An 18,518-nucleotide genomic window follows, 5' to 3' on the forward strand; every position below is an offset into this window, starting at 1 on the left:
CACCTCAATCCAGACTGTTAAAAGTGGGGAACCAGGTTCGCCTTCTGGATATTACTCAGCGCGAACACTTCATCTTTGCCTTCGACTGTAACCGTGATCATCTCACCATCAACGGCTTTAATAACCCCTTGCCATTTACGGCGGTTCTGTACGGCCATGCGCAGAACGAGAGCCACTTCTTCACCAGTAAAGCGCGTGTAGTGTTCAGCCGTGAACATTGGTCTGTCGAGACCAGGCGAGGAAACTTCCAGGTTGTAGGCAACAGTAATGGGATCTTCAACGTCAAGAACCGCACTCACCTGGTGGCTGACATCAGCACAATCATCAACATTGATGCCATCTTCACTATCAATATAGATGCGCAGCGTGGATGTACGACCCCGAACGAATTCGATGCCGACCAGTTCGTAGCCCAGTGCTTCGACCGGTGCTGTAATCATCTCTGTTAATTTTTGCTCTAATGTGGACAAGCCCACCCCCAAGACGTAAAAAAAGGGCATAAAGCCCAGTTATTCTGTAGTCAGATAACAAAAAACCCCGATAAATCGGGGCTTTAGATAACTGAACCCTATAGCCACAACTGTGGCCTGGAGCACTTTCAAAAAGAATTTTTTCAAATCCAGCTACGAAGGCGCTAAGTCTTCACAGTATATTTGAAAAAGGACTTTATAGGAAAGTGGTTGCGGGGGCCGGATTTGAACCGACGACCTTCGGGTTATGAGCCCGACGAGCTACCAGGCTGCTCCACCCCGCGCCTGAAACGTGGCAAATTCTACTCGCTGTGGGTAAAAAATGCAAATAATGCTGGGATTTGGTACCGAGGACGGGACGTAAAATCGGCATACAGTATATTGATAGCGTACCCCCGCTGTCAACCCTGTGAACAGCAGCGATTCAGGCGGGAAATTTTTACAAAAAATACATGAATCTCTTTCGGTACTTGCCAAAAGATGATTAAATGAAAACTCACTTATTCTGCATAAACATGCATTTTAGAGTGAAGCGATCACTCATCAGTCAATCAAGCAGGGTTTTATTTTATGACGACGATTCTCAAGCATCTTCCGCAAGGACAACGTATTGGCATCGCTTTTTCCGGCGGTCTGGACACCAGCGCTGCACTGCTGTGGATGCGCCAGAAGGGAGCGGTTCCGTATGCATATACTGCGAACCTGGGTCAGCCGGATGAGGACGATTACGAAGCCATCCCGCGTCGCGCCATGGAGTACGGTGCAGAGAACGCACGCCTGATTGACTGCCGTAAGCAGCTGGTTGCCGAAGGTATCGCTGCTATTCAGTGCGGCGCTTTCCACAACACTACCGGCGGGCTGACCTATTTCAACACCACGCCGCTGGGCCGTGCTGTTACCGGTACGATGCTGGTTGCTGCCATGAAAGAAGATGGCGTCAACATCTGGGGCGACGGCAGTACCTATAAAGGCAACGATATCGAGCGCTTCTATCGTTACGGCCTGCTGACTAACGCCGAGCTGCAGATCTACAAGCCGTGGCTCGATACCGATTTCATCGATGAGCTGGGCGGCCGTCATGAAATGTCTGAATTTATGATCGCCTGCGGTTTCGATTACAAAATGTCGGTCGAGAAAGCCTATTCAACCGACTCCAACATGCTGGGTGCTACCCACGAAGCAAAAGACCTGGAATACCTGAACTCCAGCGTGAAGATCGTCAACCCGATCATGGGCGTGAAGTTCTGGGACGAAAACGTCAAAATCCAGGCAGAAGAAGTGACCGTGCGTTTTGAACGCGGCCACCCGGTTGCCCTGAACGGTCAGACCTTCTCTGACGACGTGGAACTGATGCTGGAAGCTAACCGCATTGGTGGCCGTCACGGTCTGGGTATGAGCGATCAGATTGAAAACCGTATCATCGAAGCGAAGAGCCGTGGCATCTATGAAGCCCCGGGGATGGCGCTGCTGCACATCGCTTACGAGCGTCTGCTGACCGGCATTCATAACGAAGATACCATCGAGCAGTATCACTCCCACGGTCGCCAGTTAGGTAAACTGCTGTACCAGGGCCGCTGGTTCGATCCGCAGGCGCTGATGCTGCGTGATGCCCTGCAGCGTTGGGTGGCGAGCGCCATCACCGGTGAAGTGACCTTAGAACTGCGTCGCGGCAATGACTACTCGATTCTGAATACGGTCTCTGACAACCTGACCTACCAGCCAGAGCGTCTGACCATGGAAAAAGGTGATTCTGTCTTCTCGCCGGACGACCGTATTGGTCAGCTGACGATGCGTAATCTGGATATCACCGATACCCGCGCCAAGCTGTTCACCTATACCGAGAACGGTCTGCTCTCCGTCTCCACCGGTAACGGCCTGCCGCAGGTTGAGAATCTGGAAAACAGCGATAAGCAGTAATCGCGAATTAAGATGCAAAAGGCGCCTGAGGGCGCCTTTTTTATTGCCGAATTTCGTGACATGTAGGGCGGGCAAGCGCGGCGGTGCAACGCTTGCCGGGCCTACGAAAAGACAACGCACAGACGAAAAAAAAGACGTCTTTCGACGTCTTTCTTTCGGAATATTGGTACTGAGGATGGGACTCGAACCCACAAGCCCGTTAGGGCACTACCACCTCAAGGTAGCGTGTCTACCAATTCCACCACCTCAGCACAGATACTACTCTTACTGCGGGATATCGCTGGTCGGCTTAGCCGGTGCAGCTGGCTGAGTCTGCTCAGATTTCGCTGGCGCGCTCAGGTTATCCCACTCGCTTCCTTTGTTGATCTTGTTGCTATTGATATTGCCAAGCGCCAGACTGATGATGAAAAACAGCGTTGCCAGAATCGCCGTTGCGCGGGTCATGAAGTTACCAGAACCACTTGAACCGAACAGCGTACCAGAAGCGCCTGCTCCAAAAGAGGCCCCCATATCAGCGCCTTTACCTTGCTGCAGCATGATCAGCGCTACCAGAGCGATGGCTACAATAAGGAAAACAACCAAAAGAGCTTCGTACATAATCAACCTGTTCCTTGCGGATTTGCCGCATACCAATGCTTCAACCAATAAGCAGGAATTTTGCTTTCCCACTGAAGCGGGTGTGAATACTAACCAAAGCGAATGACCTTCGCAAGGGCAATTTCAGCTCATTGTATCAAGTGCGGAAAAAAACAGCAAAACCGCCACAACTGTACAAAACAAAGGCGGCATAAGCCGCCTTTTTAAACACTTACCAGAGGTTATGCAGCTTTTACCGCATCAGCGATGCGATGGGCAAACTCGGTGACCTGTGCTTCGTCTTCCCCTTCCACCATCACACGGATCAGCGGTTCGGTACCCGACTTACGCAGCAGAACGCGGCCACGGGAGCCCAACGCCGCTTCCACTTCAGCCATCACCGCTTTCACGTTCTCGTTTTCCAGTGGATCGCCCTTACCTGCCGTAAAGCGAACATTGACCAGGATCTGCGGGAACATTTTCATCCCACTGCACAAATCGTGCAGGGACATATGGTTACGCACCATCGCTGCCACAACCTGCAGGCTCGCCACGATCCCGTCACCGGTAGTGGTTTTATCGAGCAGGATCACGTGACCGGAGTTCTCCGCACCGATGCGCCAGCCTTTCTCCTGCAGTTTTTCCAGTACGTAACGGTCGCCAACCTTCGCGCGCGCAAACGGGATACCCAACTGCTTGAGCGCCAGCTCCAGGCCCATGTTGCTCATCAGCGTTCCAACGGCGCCACCGCGCAGCTGTCCCTGACGCAGCCCTTCGCGGGCGATGATATAGAGGATCTGGTCGCCATCGACTTTATTGCCTTCATGGTCAACCATGATGACGCGGTCACCATCGCCATCGTAAGCAATCCCGAGATCGGCCTTCTCCGCCAGTACGCGCGCCTGCAGAGCGCGAACATCCGTTGCACCTACCTCGGCATTGATATTCAGACCGTTTGGCTCGCAACCGATGGCAACAACCTGCGCGCCCAGTTCGCGGAATACGTTAGGGGCGATGTGGTAGGTTGCACCGTTAGCGCAGTCCACCACGATTTTCAGATGACCCAGGCTGAGTTCGTTCGGGAAGGTGCCTTTGCAAAATTCAATGTAGCGACCCGCAGCATCGACGATACGGCTGGCTTTACCCAGCTCAGCGGAGTCAACGCAGGTCAGCTCTTTTTCCATTTCCGCTTCAATCGCTTCTTCAACGTCATCCGGCAGTTTGGTGCCGTCAATGGAGAAGAATTTGATGCCGTTATCGTAGAACGGGTTATGCGAGGCAGAGATCACGATGCCCGCTTCGGCACGGAACGCGCGGGTCAGATAGGCCACTGCGGGGGTCGGCATAGGGCCCGTGAAAGAGGCGGAGAGCCCAGCGGCAGACAGACCCGCTTCCAGTGCGGATTCGAGCATGTAACCGGAAATACGCGTATCTTTACCGATAATGATTTTGCGCGACCCGTGGCTTGCCAGCACCTTGCCAGCCGCCCAGCCTAACTTCAGTACAAACTCAGGAGTGATTGGCGCATCGCCCACGCGTCCACGAATGCCGTCGGTACCAAAAAATTTACGATTACTCATAGCGGGAGTTTTCCTTAGCTGCCAGTGTGGCTTCCACCACTCGCATGGCTTCTGCTGTTTCTTTTACGTCATGGACGCGAATTATATGTGCTCCCTGCATCGCTGCAATCACCGCACAGGCCAGGCTGCCACTTAGACGTTCTGATGGCCCAACGTTAAGCAGTTGGCCTATCATGGATTTTCTCGACATTCCGACCAGCAGCGGCAGGCCAAAATGGTGAAACTCCGATAAGCGCGCAAGAAGTTCGTAGTTGTGAGAGAGATTTTTACCGAAACCGAAGCCCGGGTCGAGCAGCAATTTCGCTTTTGCGATACCGGCACGTTCACAGCGCGCAATATGCTCTTCAAAGTAGCGGTTCACGTCCGCAAACACGTCGCTGTATTTCGGCGCATCCTGCATGGTTTTCGGCTGGCCCTGCATATGCATCAGGCATACCGGTAAACCGGTCTCAGCAGCCGCCTCAAGCGCACCGGGCTCGGTGAGGGAGCGAACGTCATTGATAATGTGAGCGCCCACTCTTGCCGATTCGCGAATCACCTCAGGTTTGGAGGTATCGACAGAGATCCAGACTTCGAAACGCTGGGCTATCGCCTCAACGACCGGGATAACGCGCGATAACTCTTCATCAACACTGACATCCGCAGCCCCAGGTCGCGTTGACTCTCCACCTACGTCGATGATCGTCGCGCCAGCGTTGATCATCAGATTCGCATGCCTGACCGCATCAATAAGCGAGTTATGCGTGCCGCCATCGGAAAAAGAGTCTGGCGTGACGTTCAGGATCCCCATCACATGGGGATGAGAAAGATCGAGATAAGAATCCTGGGCGAAGAGTTTCATAGCAAATCCCTGATTTTTGGTTAAGCAGACAAGAAAAACCCCGGGGCAAGCCCCAGGGTTTCAGGTTAAGAGAAGATCATTGACAGCGGTGGCTTATTTATCGCCCAACTGTTCTGACATGGTGTTACCCGGGTTTGGCGTACGCGGTTCATCGACCGGACGCGGCGCACGTGGCGTACCGTTGTTGTCAGAGTTGTTAGAGGCACCTGGATCTTCCCAGCCCGCAGGCGGACGAACATCACGGCGAGCCATCAGGTCATCAATCTGCGGCGCATCGATGGTCTCATATTTCATGAGCGCATCTTTCATGGCGTGCAGGATATCCATATTGTCATTCAGGATCTGACGGGCGCGACCGTAGTTACGTTCAATCAGCGCTTTCACTTCCTGGTCGATGATACGAGCTGTCTCATCGGACATATGTTTCGCTTTCGCCACGCTGCGGCCAAGGAACACTTCGCCTTCTTCTTCCGCATAGAGCAGCGGACCAAGTTTGTCGGAGAAGCCCCACTGGGTCACCATGTTACGCGCCAGGTTGGTCGCGACTTTAATGTCGTTAGACGCACCGGTCGAAACATGTTCCACACCGTAGATAATCTCTTCTGCCAGACGACCACCATAGAGGGTTGAAATCTGGCTTTCCAGTTTCTGGCGGCTGGCACTGATAGCATCGCCTTCCGGCAGGAAGAACGTTACGCCAAGCGCACGGCCACGTGGAATAATCGTCACTTTATGCACCGGATCGTGTTCCGGCACCAGGCGACCGATAATCGCGTGACCCGCTTCGTGGTAAGCCGTGGACTCTTTCTGCGCTTCCGTCATCACCATGGAGCGACGTTCCGCACCCATCATGATTTTGTCTTTCGCTTTCTCGAACTCCACCATGGAGACCACACGCTTGTTGCCACGGGCAGCAAACAGTGCAGCTTCGTTCACCAGGTTAGCCAGATCGGCACCGGAGAAGCCCGGCGTACCACGTGCAATAATTGCCGCATCGATGTCCGGAGAGAGCGGTACGCGACGCATATGCACTTTCAGGATCTGCTCACGGCCACGAACGTCTGGCAGACCAACCACAACCTGACGGTCAAAACGACCTGGACGCAGCAGCGCAGGGTCAAGAACGTCCGGACGGTTAGTTGCGGCGATAACGATAATGCCTTCGTTACCTTCAAAGCCATCCATCTCAACCAGCATCTGGTTCAGCGTCTGCTCACGTTCATCGTGACCACCGCCCAGGCCCGCGCCACGCTGGCGGCCTACGGCGTCGATTTCATCGATGAAGATGATGCACGGTGCGGCTTTCTTGGCCTGTTCGAACATGTCACGCACACGAGATGCACCCACACCCACGAACATTTCAACGAAGTCAGAACCGGAAATGGTAAAGAACGGCACCTTCGCTTCACCTGCGATGGCTTTCGCCAGCAGGGTTTTACCGGTACCAGGAGGACCTACCATCAGAACGCCTTTCGGGATCTTACCGCCTAGTTTCTGGAAACGGCTCGGCTCACGCAGGTATTCAACCAGTTCACCCACCTCTTCTTTCGCTTCGTCGCAACCTGCAACGTCAGCAAAAGTGGTTTTGATCTGGTCTTCCGTCAGCATACGCGCCTTGCTCTTGCCGAACGACATGGCGCCTTTGCCACCGCCGCCCTGCATCTGACGCATAAAGAAGATCCAGACGCCGATAAGCAGCAGCATCGGGAACCAGGAAATGAAGATAGAAGCCAGCAGGCTTGGCTCTTCCGGCGGCTCGCCGACAACCTTAACGTTTTTAGTCAGCAGGTTATCAAGCAGCTTAGGATCGTTCACCGGAATGTAAGTCGTGTAACGGTTACTATCTTTCTTGGTAACGTTGATCTCACGTCCGTTGATACGCGCTTCGCGAACCTGATCCTGGTTGACCTCTTGCAGGAAGGTAGAGTAGTCCACCTTACGGCCATTAGACTCGCTGGGCCCAAAGCTCTGGAATACTGACATCAGCACAACGGCAATGACCAGCCAGAGTATTAGGTTTTTCGCCATGTCACTCAAGGGATTAACCTCTTATTACAACTGTGTTAAAAACAGCGTCAGGATACTCTGTATCCGATTTATTTCAAACTTTCGCCTGAAATTCACCGGTTATCATTTTCGCCCGGTCGCTACAATATACACTTCACGTGAACGCGCACGCGAAGAGTCCGGTTTACGAACTTTGACCTTCGTAAACAGGGAGCGAATTTCCTTCAGATACTCCTCGAAACCTTCGCCCTGGAACACCTTTACTAAAAAACTACCACCCGGCGCTAATACATCACGACACATTTCTAACGCCAGTTCTACCAGATACATGGAGCGGGGGATATCCACCGCCGGTGTTCCGCACATATTTGGCGCCATATCGGACATGACAACCTGAACTTTACTGTCACCTACCCGTTCAAGTAACGCTTTCAGTACTAATTCATCACGAAAATCGCCCTGAAGGAAGTCCACACCAACGATAGGATCCATAGGTAAAAGATCGCAGGCGATAATTCGGCCCGTTCCGCCGATTTGCGTTACCGCATATTGCGACCATCCACCGGGCGCTGCACCGAGGTCAACAACTGTCATCCCCGGTTTAAAGAGTTTGTCACTTTGCTGTATTTCATCAAGTTTAAACCAGGCACGGGAACGTAACCCCTTTTTCTGTGCCTGTTGAACATATTTATCGCTAAAGTGTTCCTGGAGCCAGCGGCTCGAGCTAGCAGAACGCTTTTTACCTGTCATTTAACTTTCCGTCCTGGTTCATCGTAGCCTGTGGTGTAAATTTCCACTCAGCAATTTGGCGATATTAGGGAGATGGCGGTAGAATGAACCGTTTTCAATCCCAACGTAAGCAAAAATATACGATGAATCTAAGTACTAAACAAAAACAGCACCTTAAAGGTCTGGCACATCCGCTCAAGCCTGTAGTTATGCTTGGCAACAATGGTTTGACCGAAGGGGTACTGGCCGAGATTGAACAAGCGCTGGAGCACCACGAATTAATCAAGGTGAAAATCGCCTCTGAAGACAGAGACACCAAGACCTTGATCGTGGAAGCAATCGTGCGCGAGACCGGCGCCTGTAATGTACAGGTCATCGGTAAAACGCTGGTGCTCTACCGCCCATCTAAAGAGCGTAAAATCTCGCTGCCACGCTAAGATTATCCTGAATTGAACACATTTACTGTGTAAAACGAGGGGTTTTTCTTTAGCAGGTGAGCAAAATGCCATGCTCCTTGAGTTGATAAAAGGCCGCTATGCGGCCTTTTTCCTATCTTTACAATCTATCAACATCTGTCCGGGGATGCGAATTACAGGTAATCAACCTTGGTAATTTCGAATTCCACTTCGCCGCCTGGCGTACGGATGGTGACGACATCGTCCTGCTCTTTCCCCACCAGACCGCGTGCGATTGGCGAGTTTACTGAGATCAGATTCTGCTTAAAATCAGCCTCGTCATCACCCACGATGCGGTAGGAGACCTCTTCGTCCGTATCCAGATTGATCACGGTGACGGTAGAGCCAAAAATCACGCGTCCGTTATTTGGCATTTTTGTGATATCAATCACCTGCGCATTTGACAGCTTGGCTTCGATATCTTTGATACGCCCTTCGCAGAACCCCTGCTGCTCACGCGCGGCGTGATACTCAGCATTCTCTTTCAGATCGCCATGCTCACGTGCTTCCGCAATGGCGGCGATGATTTCAGGGCGGCGAACAGATTTCAAAAAATCCAGCTCTTCACGCAGTTTTTCAGCACCACGTAAGGTCATCGGAATAGCTTGCATTTGTTATACCTCTTTGACATTCCTGTTAGGTACGGTTAACCGACCCGACTACTGGCCCCGCAGGCATCACAGCCTGGCACAGGTCAGAAGCAAAAGAAAACTGACCCGGAAACAATGTTCCAGGTCAGCAGCAATTTTTCAGTTTGATACGTATTTTAACGCGAAGTTCAGTATGGGTCATCGTTTACTTTACAGGGCGTTGGGCCGTAGTATGACGGTTTGTTTCCGGGTTGTTAGCGCGAGATTATGCGATTTTCCAGATTTATCATCGGATTGACCACCACTATTGCGTTCACTGTCCAGGCAGCGAACGTTGATGAGTATATTAATCAGCTGCCCGATGGCGCCAATCTTGCCCTGGTCGTGCAAAAGGTAGGAGCTCAGGCGCCTGAGATTGATTATCACAGCCAGCAGATGGCGCTGCCTGCCAGTACCCAAAAGGTGATCACGGCGCTGGCTGCCCTGCTGCAGCTTGGGCCCGACTTTCGTTTTACGACCACGCTTGAAAGCAAAGGCAACATTGAGAACGGTGTGCTGAAAGGCGATCTTATTGCCCGTTTTGGCGGCGATCCGACATTTAAGCGTCAGGATATCCGCAACATGGTCGCCGTGCTAAAGAAGTCTGGCGTACAGCGCATTGAAGGCAATGTGCTTATCGATACGTCCATTTTTGCCAGCCACGATAAAGCCCCCGGCTGGCCGTGGAATGATATGACTCAGTGCTTTAGCGCCCCGCCCGCGGCCGCGATCGTCGATCGCAACTGCTTCTCCATTTCGTTATACAGCGCGCCCAAACCGAACGATTTAGCCTTCATTCGGGTGGCCTCTTACTATCCGGTCAACATGTTCAGCCAGGTGCGTACCCTGGCGAAAGGTTCCCCGGAAGCGCAGTACTGCGAACTGGATGTCGTCCCGGGCGATTTGAACCGCTTTACCCTGACCGGCTGCCTGACGCAGCGGGCCGATCCACTGCCGCTGGCCTTCGCCATTCAGGATGGCGCAAGCTATGCCGGGGCGATCCTTAAGAATGAACTGAAGCAGGCCAACATCACTTACAGCGGTACCCTGCTGCGTCAGACGCAGAGCAACGAGCCCGGCACCGTGATTGCCAGTAAGCAGTCGGCGCCGCTGCACGATCTGCTGAAGATCATGCTGAAAAAATCGGACAACATGATCGCCGATACCGTATTTCGCATGATTGGGCATGCCCGCTTTGGCGTACCTGGCACCTGGCGTGCCGGTTCAGATGCGGTTCGTCAGATCCTCCGCCAGCAGGCTGGCATCGATCTTGGCAACACCATCGCAGTCGATGGTTCGGGTCTGTCGCGCCATAACCTGATCTCTCCTGCCACCATGATGCAGGTCCTTCAGTACATTGCTCAGCACGACACTGAACTAAACTTTATCTCAATGCTGCCGCTCGCCGGTTATGACGGCTCCCTGCAGTACCGTGCGGGCCTGCACGCCGCGGGCGTCGATGGCAAAGTCTCCGCCAAAACGGGCTCCCTGCAGGGGGTGTATAACCTTGCCGGGTTTATCACCACCGCCAGCGGACAGCGGATGGCATTCGTGCAGTATCTTTCTGGCTACGCGGTGGAACCTGCCGACCAGCGTAACCGCCGTATCCCGCTGGTGCGCTTTGAAAGCCGGCTTTACAAGGACATTTATCAGAACAACTAGCGATGAAATTACTCATTGTTGAAGACGATCTGCTGTTACAGGAAGGACTGGCGCTGGCGCTCTCGGCTGAAGGTTACACGCTTGATTGCGCGGGTACCGCCGCCGAAGCTGATGGCCTTATCCAGAGCGGCGAATACAGCCTGGTGATCCTCGATCTTGGCCTGCCCGATAAAGATGGCGCCACCCTGCTAAGCCAGTGGCGCCGACGGGGTATCGATAATCCTGTGCTGATCCTGACCGCCCGCGACGCGCTGGAAGACCGGATTAACGGCCTGGACTCCGGTGCCGATGACTATCTGGTGAAGCCCTTTGCGCTGGCAGAACTTCAGGCGCGCGCCAGAGCGTTGATCCGGCGCTATCAGGGGCACAGCGATAACCTGCTCAGCGATGGCGATCTGACGTTAAATCTGCAAACCCAGCAGGTTTTACAGCAATCCCAGCCGGTCGAAGTGACCCCTAAAGAGTTTGCTCTGCTAACCCGGCTGATTATGCGCACCGGTCAGACCGTCCACCGGGAAACCTTACAGCAGGATATTTACTCCTGGCAGGACGATCCCGGCTCTAATACGCTGGAGGTGCATATTCATAATCTGCGACGCAAGCTGGGCAAAGACCGGATCAAAACGGTACGCGGCGTGGGATATCGCCTTGAGAGTCAAAAATGAACAGCATGCGCCGTCGTCTGATGGTGCTGTTGGCAGTCATTCTGCTTTTCTTTCAACTGATCAGCGTCATCTGGCTCTGGCATGAGAGCCGGGAGCAAATTAGCTTTCTGGTGAGCGAGACGCTGTCGGCAAAATCCCGCAACCAGCATGTCGAGAAAGAGATCCGGGAGGCGATCGCCTCGTTGCTGGTCCCTTCGCTGGTGATGGTCGGATTTACCCTGCTCTTCTCTTTCTGGGCCGTCAGCTGGATCACCCGTCCGCTGAATCAGCTACGCACCAGCCTTGCGAACCGTTCTGCCGATAATCTTACGCCGCTGCCGATGTACTCCGATATGGAGGAAATAGGCGCCGTCACCACCTCGCTGAATCAACTGCTCGCCCGGCTGGATCAAACCATTCAGCAGGAGCGCCTGTTCACCGCTGATGCCGCACATGAGCTGCGTACGCCGCTGGCGGGTATTCGCCTGCATCTGGAGCTGATGGCGCAGTCAGGCTCGCCTCAGGCGACGACGCTGATTACCCGAATCGATCAACTGATGCATACCGTAGAGCAGCTGCTAATGCTGGCCCGGGCGGGTCAAGCTATGGCCAGCGGCCACTACGACACGGTTAACTGGAGCGAAGCCATTATTGCGCCGCTGGCGCTGGAGAATGAGGTAAAAAGCCATACCCTCATCTGGCCGCAGGCGAGCCCACAGAACGTACAGGGCGATGCAATCCTGTTACGGCTAATGTTGCGCAATTTGCTGGAAAACGCAGTGCGTTACAGCCCGGCGGGAACCACTATTGAAGTCGCCATGCAGGAGGTCGACGGCGGTACGCAGGTGAGCGTCAGCGATCAGGGGCCTGGCATAGATGAAGCCCATCGCCAGTCGATTACCGAGCCGTTTCGCCGCATCGATCAACGCTATGGCGGAAGCGGGCTAGGGCTGAGCATCGTTCAGCGTATTGTACAGCTGCATCGCGGCAAGCTGACGCTGGAGAATCGCCCCGAAGGCGGCTTGATAGTCACCTGCTGGCTGCCAGAAACACTGAATTAAAAAGCCCCCTTGATAAGGGGGCTCTTGACGGTCTTAACGCTTATAGATGAATTCGACGCCTTCTTCGTCATCTTCATCCCAGTCGTCATCCCACTCTTCGTCGTCTTCTTCCACCTGCTCTTCAAGCTGCTGACGGTGGTAGTCATCCCACATGAATTCGACTTTCTCAGGCTGTTTCGCTTCTTCTGCCTGCGTTACCGGGTTCTCGATGATGAAGGTCATCACATCCCAGCACAGCTCTTTCACGCCCATCTGGCTTGCGGCGGAGATGAGATAGTACTTGTCTTCCCAGCCCATCGCTTCGGCAATGGCTTTCGCCTTCGCTTCGGCTTCCGCTTTATCCATCAGGTCGATCTTGTTGAAGACCAGCCAGCGCGGCTTGGCAGCCAGTTTGTCGCTGTATTTTTCCAGCTCGCCGATAATGATACGGGCGTTTTCCACCGGATCGGAACCGTCGATAGGATCGATATCGATGAGGTGCAGCAGAACGCGGCAACGCTCAAGGTGCTTCAGGAAGCGAATACCCAAGCCCGCCCCTTCGGCAGCGCCTTCGATCAGGCCCGGGATATCGGCCACGACGAAGCTCTTCTCGTTGTCCATACGCACCACGCCGAGGCTGGGTACCAGGGTGGTAAACGGATAGTCGGCCACTTTTGGTTTGGCCGCAGAGACAGCACGGATAAAGGTGGATTTACCTGCGTTTGGCATCCCCAGCATACCCACGTCCGCCAGCAGCATCAGTTCCAGCTGCAGATCGCGCTTATCACCCGGCGTACCCATCGTCTTCTGACGCGGGGTACGGTTAACGGAGGATTTGAAACGGGTGTTACCCAGACCATGCCAGCCGCCTTTAGCGACCATCAGGCGCTGACCATGCTTGGTCATATCACCCATGGTTTCGCCAGTACCCTGATCGATAACGCGCGTTCCGACAGGGACTTTAACCGTGACGTCTTTTCCGCGTTTACCGGTACAGTCACGGCTCTGGCCATTCTGACCGCGCTCAGCACGGAATGATTTTTCGAAACGGTAATCGATCAGGGTGTTGAGGTTTTCGTCCGCCTCTAACCACACGTCACCGCCGTCGCCGCCGTCGCCGCCGTCAGGGCCGCCACGGGGAATGTATTTTTCGCGGCGGAAGCTTACGCAACCATTACCGCCATCACCTGCCACGACCAGGATCGTTGCTTCATCAACAAACTTCATTTTACTCTCCGTAAATCATTCGCCTGAGCGGGGGCCGCTTCATTTTTGCGCCAACGTCCCCAAAGACGATGACCAATGGCGGAATACATCGCGCCCGCAACCACGACAAACGCACCGAGATAAGCCAACAGGTTTAACATCGGTTTGACGAAGAAATCGGGCCAGGCCATTGATAATAAATCTGAAAATAACAGTGTAAATAGTGGCGTTAGCGTAATCAGCGCACTTACCTGCGCTGCCTGCCAGCGCGCCATCGCTTCTGCCAGCGCGCCATAACCCACTAACGTGTTCAGACCACAAAAGATCAGACACGCCAGCTGCCAGTCGCTTAACTGGGAAATGACTCCCGGCTTCGCCAGTGGCAACAGGGCAATAGTACATAAAGTGTACAGCAAAAACAGAATCTGCTGTGACGCCAGACGGCGTAATAACACCTTTTGCGCGACGCCATAACTTACCCATACCGCCGCCGCGCCCACCCCAAAAATCACACCCCAGGTGTAATCCGTCAGGCGGGTAAAAATCTCTATCAGACTGGTATTGAAGAACAACACCAGACCGCAAAGCAGCATCAGTGCCCCGATAATCTGCGTGCCGCGCATCTTCTCCTTCAGGATAAAGACGCTGGCAACCATCATGCCTACCGGCGAGAGCTGGCCAATTACCTGCGAGGCCGTGGGACTGAGGTATTGCAGGGAAGAACTGAACAGAATGAAGTTCCCGAACAGGCCGCCTGTCGCAATCGCCAGCAGCACCAGCCAGCGCGGTTTGCGAAAGATGCGCAGCGGAGGGAGCTTACCCTTTAGCGCAAGGATAATGCCCAATCCAATACCGGCCATCAGGAAGCGGTAGAAGACCACCGTTGGCGGCTCCATCACTTCCAGTACCTGCTTCATTGCAATTGGCAGCGCACCCCAGCACATTGCGGTAGTGAGCGCCAAAAGAATACCAATGCCGGCCTGCTGCTTCATGCCCGTTTTCCCTACCGAAAAAATTACCGGGTTTCCAATGTAAAAAGCCCCGCAACACGTTGCGGGGCTTTAATCCGTTACCGGACCGAGAAAACCTTACTCAGCAACAATGCTGATGTATTTACGGTTGTTCGGGCCTTTAACTTCAAATTTCACTTTACCGTCTGCTTTAGCAAACAGAGTGTGGTCACGACCGCAACCTACGTTGTTACCCGCGTGGAACTTAGTGCCACGCTGACGAACGATGATGCTACCCGCCAGAACGGTTTCGCCACCGAAACGCTTAACGCCGAGGCGTTTAGCTTCTGAATCGCGACCGTTACGTGTGGAGCCGCCAGCCTTTTTATGTGCCATTTAAATCTCTCCTCAGGTCTTAGGCGCTGATGCCAGTAATTTTCACATCAGTGAACCACTGACGGTGGCCCTGCTGCTTACGGTAGTGTTTACGACGACGAAACTTAACGATTTTAACTTTCTCGCCACGACCATGAGCAACAACTTCAGCTTTGATAACGCCGCCATCAACGAAAGGAACGCCGATTTTGACTTCTTCACCGTTTGCGATCATCAGAACTTCAGCGAATTCAATAGATTCGCCAGTTGCGATGTCCAGCTTTTCCAGGCGAACGGTCTGACCTTCGCTTACTCGGTGTTGTTTACCACCACTTTGGAAAACCGCGTACATATAAACTCCGCTTCCGCGCACATCCTCGTGTGATTCAGAGTGCGCTATAAATATTCACAATAGGGCGCGAATATTACGCAAAACGCGAGCCTTTGACAAGTGCTACAGTCAATACATGAAGAAAAAAAACACAACACGTACGGTAACGTTTATCTGCCGCGTTTTTTCAGTACAATCAGCGCTACTATTGATAAACCGAACCCTTCGTTAGCCCATTTGACATGTGGTAAACAGGACTTAAAGCCCGGCTTTTGCGATGAATTTAGAAAAAATCAATGAGTTAACCGCGCAAGATATGGCGGGTGTGAATGCAGCGATCCTGGAACAGCTCGATTCTGACGTTCAACTAATCAATCAGTTGGGTTATTACATCGTCAGCGGCGGGGGTAAACGCATCCGTCCGATGATCGCTGTGCTGGCCGCCCGCGCGGTCGGCTATCAGGAGAACGCGCACGTAACGATCGCAGCGCTGATCGAATTTATCCATACCGCCACGCTGCTGCATGATGACGTTGTCGATGAGTCCGATATGCGTCGTGGCAAAGCCACTGCCAACGCCGCGTTCGGCAATGCAGCCAGCGTACTGGTAGGCGATTTTATCTATACGCGCGCTTTCCAGATGATGACCAGCCTGGGATCGTTGAAGATCCTGGAAGTGATGTCCAAAGCGGTGAACGTCATCGCGGAAGGTGAAGTTCTGCAGCTGATGAACGTCAACGACCCGGACATCACCGAAGAGAGCTACATGCGGGTGATCTACAGCAAAACCGCCCGTCTGTTTGAGGCCGCTGCCCAGTGCTCCGGTATTCTGGCCGGCTGTACTGACGAGCAGGAGCGTGGGCTGCAGGATTACGGGCGCTACCTTGGCACCGCCTTCCAGCTGATTGACGATCTGCTCGACTATAGCGCCGACGGCGAAACGCTCGGCAAGAACGTCGGTGATGACCTGAACGAAGGTAAACCGACGCTGCCGCTGCTGCATGCTATGCGTAACGGCACCCCTGAGCAGGCTAAGCTTATCCGCGAAGCCATTGAGCAAGGAAACGGCCGACACCTTCTGGAACCAGTACTGGAAGCAATGGCAACCTGTGGTTCCCTGGAATGGACGCGCCAGCGTGCAGAGGAAGAGGCCGATAAAGCGATCGCCGCACTTCAGGTCATCCCTGACAGCCCATGGCGAGATGCCCTGATCGGGCTCGCGCATATTGCCGTTCAGCGCGATCGATAATCCTCAATGAACTCTCTTTTACGTGAAAAGAGAGTTCCAATAAGCTCCAGTTTTTATCCATCAAATTGTTAAATAATCCGCTTACAGGCCGTATGATTAAAGCCCTGGCAAAATCCGAATATTGCCTCCTGTAATGCGAACTTTTTAGAACCGATGTTCGAAGAAGGTATAGTAACACTGTCATTTAAGAGGAAATGACGTACATGTACCCGAACAGAGGGATAGCTGAATGGATAAGAAATTTACCGACTGGCACTCGGCCGATATCATCGCCGCGCTGCGTAAAAAGGGAACATCGCTTGCTGCAGAATCCCGCCGTAATGGCCTGAGTTCATCCACCCTGGCAAATGCGCTGACCCGCCCCTGGCCAAAGGGAGAACTGATCATTGCTACGGCACTCGGCACTGACCCCTGGATTATCTGGCCATCGCGCTACCACGACCCGATCACGCACGAATTTGTCGACAGAACGCGCATGATGCGCCAGAAAAAACAAGAAAAAGAGCGCCAGGAATGACGCTCATCTAAACGGGACTAGCAACCCCCCGGTCAATGTGGCAGGGGGCTGCCGGGACGATTACTCGCCTTTTACACGCTCAATATTTGCACCCAGGGCGCGCAGTTTATCTTCAATGCGTTCATAGCCGCGATCGATGTGATAAATACGATCCACGAGCGTCGTACCTTCCGCAATACAACCTGCCAGCACCAGGCTCGCAGAAGCACGCAGATCGGTTGCCATCACCTGAGCACCAGACAGTTTCTCTACGCCATGACAGATCACGGTATTACTTTCGATCTCAGCGTGGGCGCCCATACGGATCAGTTCCGGTACGTGCATAAAACGGTTTTCAAAGATCGTTTCAGTGATCACACCCGTCCCTTCCGCCACCAGGTTCAGCAGAGTGAACTGGGCCTGCATATCGGTCGGGAATGCCGGATGCGGAGAGGTACGCACGTTAACGGCTTTCGGACGCTTACCGTGCATATCCAGGCTGATCCAGTCTTCGCCAGTTTCAACATCGGCACCCGCTTCGCGCAGTTTTGCCAGTACCGCGTCCAGCGTATCAGGCTGGGCGTTGCGGCAGACGATCTTACCGCCGGAGATGGCTGCAGCGACCAGGAAGGTCCCGGTTTCGATACGGTCAGGCAGGACGCGATATACACCACCACCCAGACGTGCAACGCCTTCAATGGTAATACGATCGGTGCCCTGACCGGTGATCTTCGCGCCCAGCGTATTCAGGAAGTTCGCGGTATCCACGATCTCCGGCTCGCGCGCGGCGTTCTCGATGATGGTGGTCCCTTCGGCCAGCGTCGCTGCGGACATGATGGTGACGGTAGCGCCAACGCTTACCTTGTCCATCACGATGTGGGCGCCTTTCAGACGGCCATTCACGGAGGCCTTCACGTAGCCCTCTTCCAGCTTAATTTCTGCGCCCAGCTTCTCAAGGCCAAAAATGTGCAGATCCACCGGACGCGCACCAATGGCGCACCCGCCCGGCAGAGAGACCTGGCCCTGCCCAAAACGGGCCACCAGCGGACCCAGCGCCCAGATGGATGCGCGCATGGTCTTCACCAGATCGTAAGGGGCTGAGAAGTTATTTACGTTGCTGGCATCGATCCATACGGATCCGTTACGCTCAACCTTGGTACCCAACTGGCCGAGCAGTTTCATGGTGGTATCAATGTCTTTCAGCTTCGGTACGTTCTGGATCTCTACCGGCTCTTCCGCAAGCAGTGCGGCGAAGAGGATCGGCAGCGCGGCATTTTTAGCGCCGGAAATTGTGACTTCGCCCTGGAGACGCGTCGGCCCCTGAACACGAAATTTGTCCATGTAATTACTCTCTGTATGAA

The 18,518-nt window shown here is 53.7% G+C and carries 19 protein-coding genes and 2 tRNA genes; 7 read left to right on the forward strand and 14 right to left on the reverse strand.

All coding sequences use genetic code 11. From position 1 onward, the window contains the following. Positions 1-17: 17 nt before the first annotated feature. Positions 18-470 carry a ribosome maturation factor RimP gene (rimP, locus tag GNG29_RS20195; protein WP_139156304.1) on the reverse strand — a complete coding sequence of 151 codons (453 nt, stop codon included), beginning with the start codon at positions 468-470 and terminating at the stop codon, positions 18-20. A 207-nt stretch (positions 471-677) separates the two neighbouring features. Further along, positions 678-754 (reverse strand) — tRNA-Met (locus GNG29_RS20200). Between the two features lie 286 nt (positions 755-1,040). Here GNG29_RS20200 and argG point away from each other — a divergent pair. Then, a complete protein-coding gene (argG, locus tag GNG29_RS20205) occupies positions 1,041-2,387 on the forward strand; it encodes an argininosuccinate synthase (protein WP_114316586.1) in 1,347 nt (448 codons plus the stop codon). 164 nt (positions 2,388-2,551) lie between these two features. Here argG and GNG29_RS20210 read toward each other — a convergent pair. The 6 genes from GNG29_RS20210 to rlmE all read right to left on the reverse strand — a co-directional run bounded on the left by GNG29_RS20210 (position 2,552) and on the right by rlmE (position 8,141). Continuing rightward, positions 2,552-2,638: transfer RNA gene (locus GNG29_RS20210), tRNA-Leu, on the reverse strand. Positions 2,639-2,651: 13 nt separating this feature from the next. Further along, positions 2,652-2,984 carry a preprotein translocase subunit SecG gene (secG, locus tag GNG29_RS20215; RefSeq protein WP_039031650.1) on the reverse strand — a complete coding sequence of 111 codons (333 nt, stop codon included), beginning with the start codon at positions 2,982-2,984 and terminating at the stop codon, positions 2,652-2,654. Between the two features lie 221 nt (positions 2,985-3,205). Continuing rightward, the gene (glmM, locus tag GNG29_RS20220) at positions 3,206-4,543 is read right to left on the reverse strand and encodes a phosphoglucosamine mutase (protein ID WP_103177171.1); all 1,338 of its coding nucleotides are present in this window, start codon (positions 4,541-4,543) and stop codon (positions 3,206-3,208) included. Continuing rightward, positions 4,536-5,384, reverse strand: coding sequence for a dihydropteroate synthase (gene folP, locus GNG29_RS20225; protein ID WP_103177172.1), 849 nt, complete (start codon positions 5,382-5,384; stop codon positions 4,536-4,538). The genes glmM and folP overlap by 8 nt, the downstream gene beginning before the upstream one ends. 93 nt (positions 5,385-5,477) lie before the next feature. Beyond that, positions 5,478-7,412 (reverse strand): ATP-dependent zinc metalloprotease FtsH, encoded by a 1,935-nt coding sequence (gene ftsH / locus GNG29_RS20230; RefSeq protein ID WP_039031647.1) that lies wholly within the window; start codon positions 7,410-7,412, stop codon positions 5,478-5,480. A 102-nt stretch (positions 7,413-7,514) separates the two neighbouring features. Beyond that, positions 7,515-8,141, reverse strand: a complete 627-nt coding sequence (rlmE, locus tag GNG29_RS20235) for a 23S rRNA (uridine(2552)-2'-O)-methyltransferase RlmE (RefSeq protein WP_103177173.1) — start codon at positions 8,139-8,141, stop codon at positions 7,515-7,517. Positions 8,142-8,263: 122 nt separating this feature from the next. On the opposite strand from rlmE, the gene yhbY reads away from it, so the two are divergent. After that, positions 8,264-8,557: a ribosome assembly RNA-binding protein YhbY gene (yhbY, locus tag GNG29_RS20240; RefSeq protein WP_032614629.1), complete on the forward strand. Its 294-nt coding sequence runs from the start codon at positions 8,264-8,266 to the stop codon at positions 8,555-8,557. 152 nt (positions 8,558-8,709) lie between these two features. Here yhbY and greA read toward each other — a convergent pair whose 3' ends face one another. Beyond that, positions 8,710-9,186, reverse strand: coding sequence for a transcription elongation factor GreA (gene greA / locus GNG29_RS20245; RefSeq protein ID WP_103177174.1), 477 nt, complete (start codon positions 9,184-9,186; stop codon positions 8,710-8,712). Between the two features lie 246 nt (positions 9,187-9,432). On the opposite strand from greA, the gene dacB reads away from it, so the two are divergent. The 3 genes from dacB to pmrB are packed head-to-tail and all read left to right on the forward strand — an operon-like array spanning position 9,433 to position 12,571. Next, on the forward strand, positions 9,433-10,866 hold the full coding sequence (gene dacB / locus GNG29_RS20250; RefSeq protein ID WP_156655273.1) for a serine-type D-Ala-D-Ala carboxypeptidase: 1,434 nt from the start codon (positions 9,433-9,435) through the stop codon (positions 10,864-10,866). 2 nt (positions 10,867-10,868) lie between these two features. Next, complete coding sequence (gene pmrA, locus GNG29_RS20255) at positions 10,869-11,531, forward strand: two-component system response regulator PmrA (protein ID WP_103177176.1); 663 nt, start codon at positions 10,869-10,871, stop codon at positions 11,529-11,531. Continuing rightward, entirely contained in the window at positions 11,528-12,571 is a 1,044-nt protein-coding gene (gene pmrB / locus GNG29_RS20260; protein ID WP_103177177.1) for a two-component system sensor histidine kinase PmrB, read from the forward strand. Before pmrA ends, pmrB begins: the two co-directional genes overlap by 4 nt. Positions 12,572-12,604: 33 nt before the next feature. On the opposite strand, the gene cgtA is transcribed toward pmrB, so the two are convergent. The 4 genes from cgtA to rplU all read right to left on the reverse strand — a co-directional run bounded on the left by cgtA (position 12,605) and on the right by rplU (position 15,433). Continuing rightward, positions 12,605-13,777 carry an Obg family GTPase CgtA gene (gene cgtA, locus GNG29_RS20265; protein ID WP_103177178.1) on the reverse strand — a complete coding sequence of 391 codons (1,173 nt, stop codon included), beginning with the start codon at positions 13,775-13,777 and terminating at the stop codon, positions 12,605-12,607. Next, positions 13,774-14,748: a DMT family transporter gene (locus GNG29_RS20270; RefSeq protein WP_103177179.1), complete on the reverse strand. Its 975-nt coding sequence runs from the start codon at positions 14,746-14,748 to the stop codon at positions 13,774-13,776. The genes cgtA and GNG29_RS20270 overlap by 4 nt, the downstream gene beginning before the upstream one ends. A 96-nt stretch (positions 14,749-14,844) precedes the next feature. Continuing rightward, a complete protein-coding gene (rpmA, locus tag GNG29_RS20275) occupies positions 14,845-15,102 on the reverse strand; it encodes a 50S ribosomal protein L27 (protein WP_007673187.1) in 258 nt (85 codons plus the stop codon). A gap of 19 nt (positions 15,103-15,121) precedes the next feature. Continuing rightward, positions 15,122-15,433, reverse strand: a complete 312-nt coding sequence (rplU, locus tag GNG29_RS20280) for a 50S ribosomal protein L21 (protein ID WP_042325074.1) — start codon at positions 15,431-15,433, stop codon at positions 15,122-15,124. Between the two features lie 256 nt (positions 15,434-15,689). On the opposite strand from rplU, the gene ispB reads away from it, so the two are divergent. Beyond that, a complete protein-coding gene (ispB, locus tag GNG29_RS20285; protein WP_103177180.1) occupies positions 15,690-16,661 on the forward strand; it encodes an octaprenyl diphosphate synthase in 972 nt (323 codons plus the stop codon). Positions 16,662-16,890: 229 nt separating this feature from the next. Beyond that, a complete protein-coding gene (gene sfsB / locus GNG29_RS20290) occupies positions 16,891-17,178 on the forward strand; it encodes a DNA-binding transcriptional regulator SfsB (RefSeq protein WP_156655274.1) in 288 nt (95 codons plus the stop codon). A 60-nt stretch (positions 17,179-17,238) separates the two neighbouring features. Here the strand turns inward: sfsB and murA are convergent, their stop codons facing one another. Next, complete coding sequence (murA, locus tag GNG29_RS20295; protein ID WP_039031637.1) at positions 17,239-18,498, reverse strand: UDP-N-acetylglucosamine 1-carboxyvinyltransferase; 1,260 nt, start codon at positions 18,496-18,498, stop codon at positions 17,239-17,241. Positions 18,499-18,518 lie beyond the last annotated feature (20 nt).

Source organism: Leclercia sp. Colony189 (genome assembly GCF_009740165.1).
Lineage (GTDB): Bacteria > Pseudomonadota > Gammaproteobacteria > Enterobacterales > Enterobacteriaceae > Enterobacter.

What these genes read in the sequence shown, in the direction of transcription:
- rpmA (WP_007673187.1), bottom strand. Translation starts at nt 15,102, where the DNA reads ATGGCACATAAAAAGGCTGGCGGCTCCACACGTAACGGTCGCGATTCA.
- ftsH (WP_039031647.1), bottom strand. Translation starts at nt 7,412, where the DNA reads ATGGCGAAAAACCTAATACTCTGGCTGGTCATTGCCGTTGTGCTGATG.
- argG (WP_114316586.1), top strand. Translation starts at nt 1,041, where the DNA reads ATGACGACGATTCTCAAGCATCTTCCGCAAGGACAACGTATTGGCATC.
- murA (WP_039031637.1), bottom strand. Translation starts at nt 18,498, where the DNA reads ATGGACAAATTTCGTGTTCAGGGGCCGACGCGTCTCCAGGGCGAAGTC.
- dacB (WP_156655273.1), top strand. Translation starts at nt 9,433, where the DNA reads ATGCGATTTTCCAGATTTATCATCGGATTGACCACCACTATTGCGTTC.
- cgtA (WP_103177178.1), bottom strand. Translation starts at nt 13,777, where the DNA reads ATGAAGTTTGTTGATGAAGCAACGATCCTGGTCGTGGCAGGTGATGGC.
- ispB (WP_103177180.1), top strand. Translation starts at nt 15,690, where the DNA reads ATGAATTTAGAAAAAATCAATGAGTTAACCGCGCAAGATATGGCGGGT.
- pmrA (WP_103177176.1), top strand. Translation starts at nt 10,869, where the DNA reads ATGAAATTACTCATTGTTGAAGACGATCTGCTGTTACAGGAAGGACTG.
- greA (WP_103177174.1), bottom strand. Translation starts at nt 9,186, where the DNA reads ATGCAAGCTATTCCGATGACCTTACGTGGTGCTGAAAAACTGCGTGAA.
- glmM (WP_103177171.1), bottom strand. Translation starts at nt 4,543, where the DNA reads ATGAGTAATCGTAAATTTTTTGGTACCGACGGCATTCGTGGACGCGTG.
- pmrB (WP_103177177.1), top strand. Translation starts at nt 11,528, where the DNA reads ATGAACAGCATGCGCCGTCGTCTGATGGTGCTGTTGGCAGTCATTCTG.
- rlmE (WP_103177173.1), bottom strand. Translation starts at nt 8,141, where the DNA reads ATGACAGGTAAAAAGCGTTCTGCTAGCTCGAGCCGCTGGCTCCAGGAA.
- sfsB (WP_156655274.1), top strand. Translation starts at nt 16,891, where the DNA reads ATGGATAAGAAATTTACCGACTGGCACTCGGCCGATATCATCGCCGCG.
- GNG29_RS20270 (WP_103177179.1), bottom strand. Translation starts at nt 14,748, where the DNA reads ATGAAGCAGCAGGCCGGCATTGGTATTCTTTTGGCGCTCACTACCGCA.
- secG (WP_039031650.1), bottom strand. Translation starts at nt 2,984, where the DNA reads ATGTACGAAGCTCTTTTGGTTGTTTTCCTTATTGTAGCCATCGCTCTG.
- rplU (WP_042325074.1), bottom strand. Translation starts at nt 15,433, where the DNA reads ATGTACGCGGTTTTCCAAAGTGGTGGTAAACAACACCGAGTAAGCGAA.
- folP (WP_103177172.1), bottom strand. Translation starts at nt 5,384, where the DNA reads ATGAAACTCTTCGCCCAGGATTCTTATCTCGATCTTTCTCATCCCCAT.
- yhbY (WP_032614629.1), top strand. Translation starts at nt 8,264, where the DNA reads ATGAATCTAAGTACTAAACAAAAACAGCACCTTAAAGGTCTGGCACAT.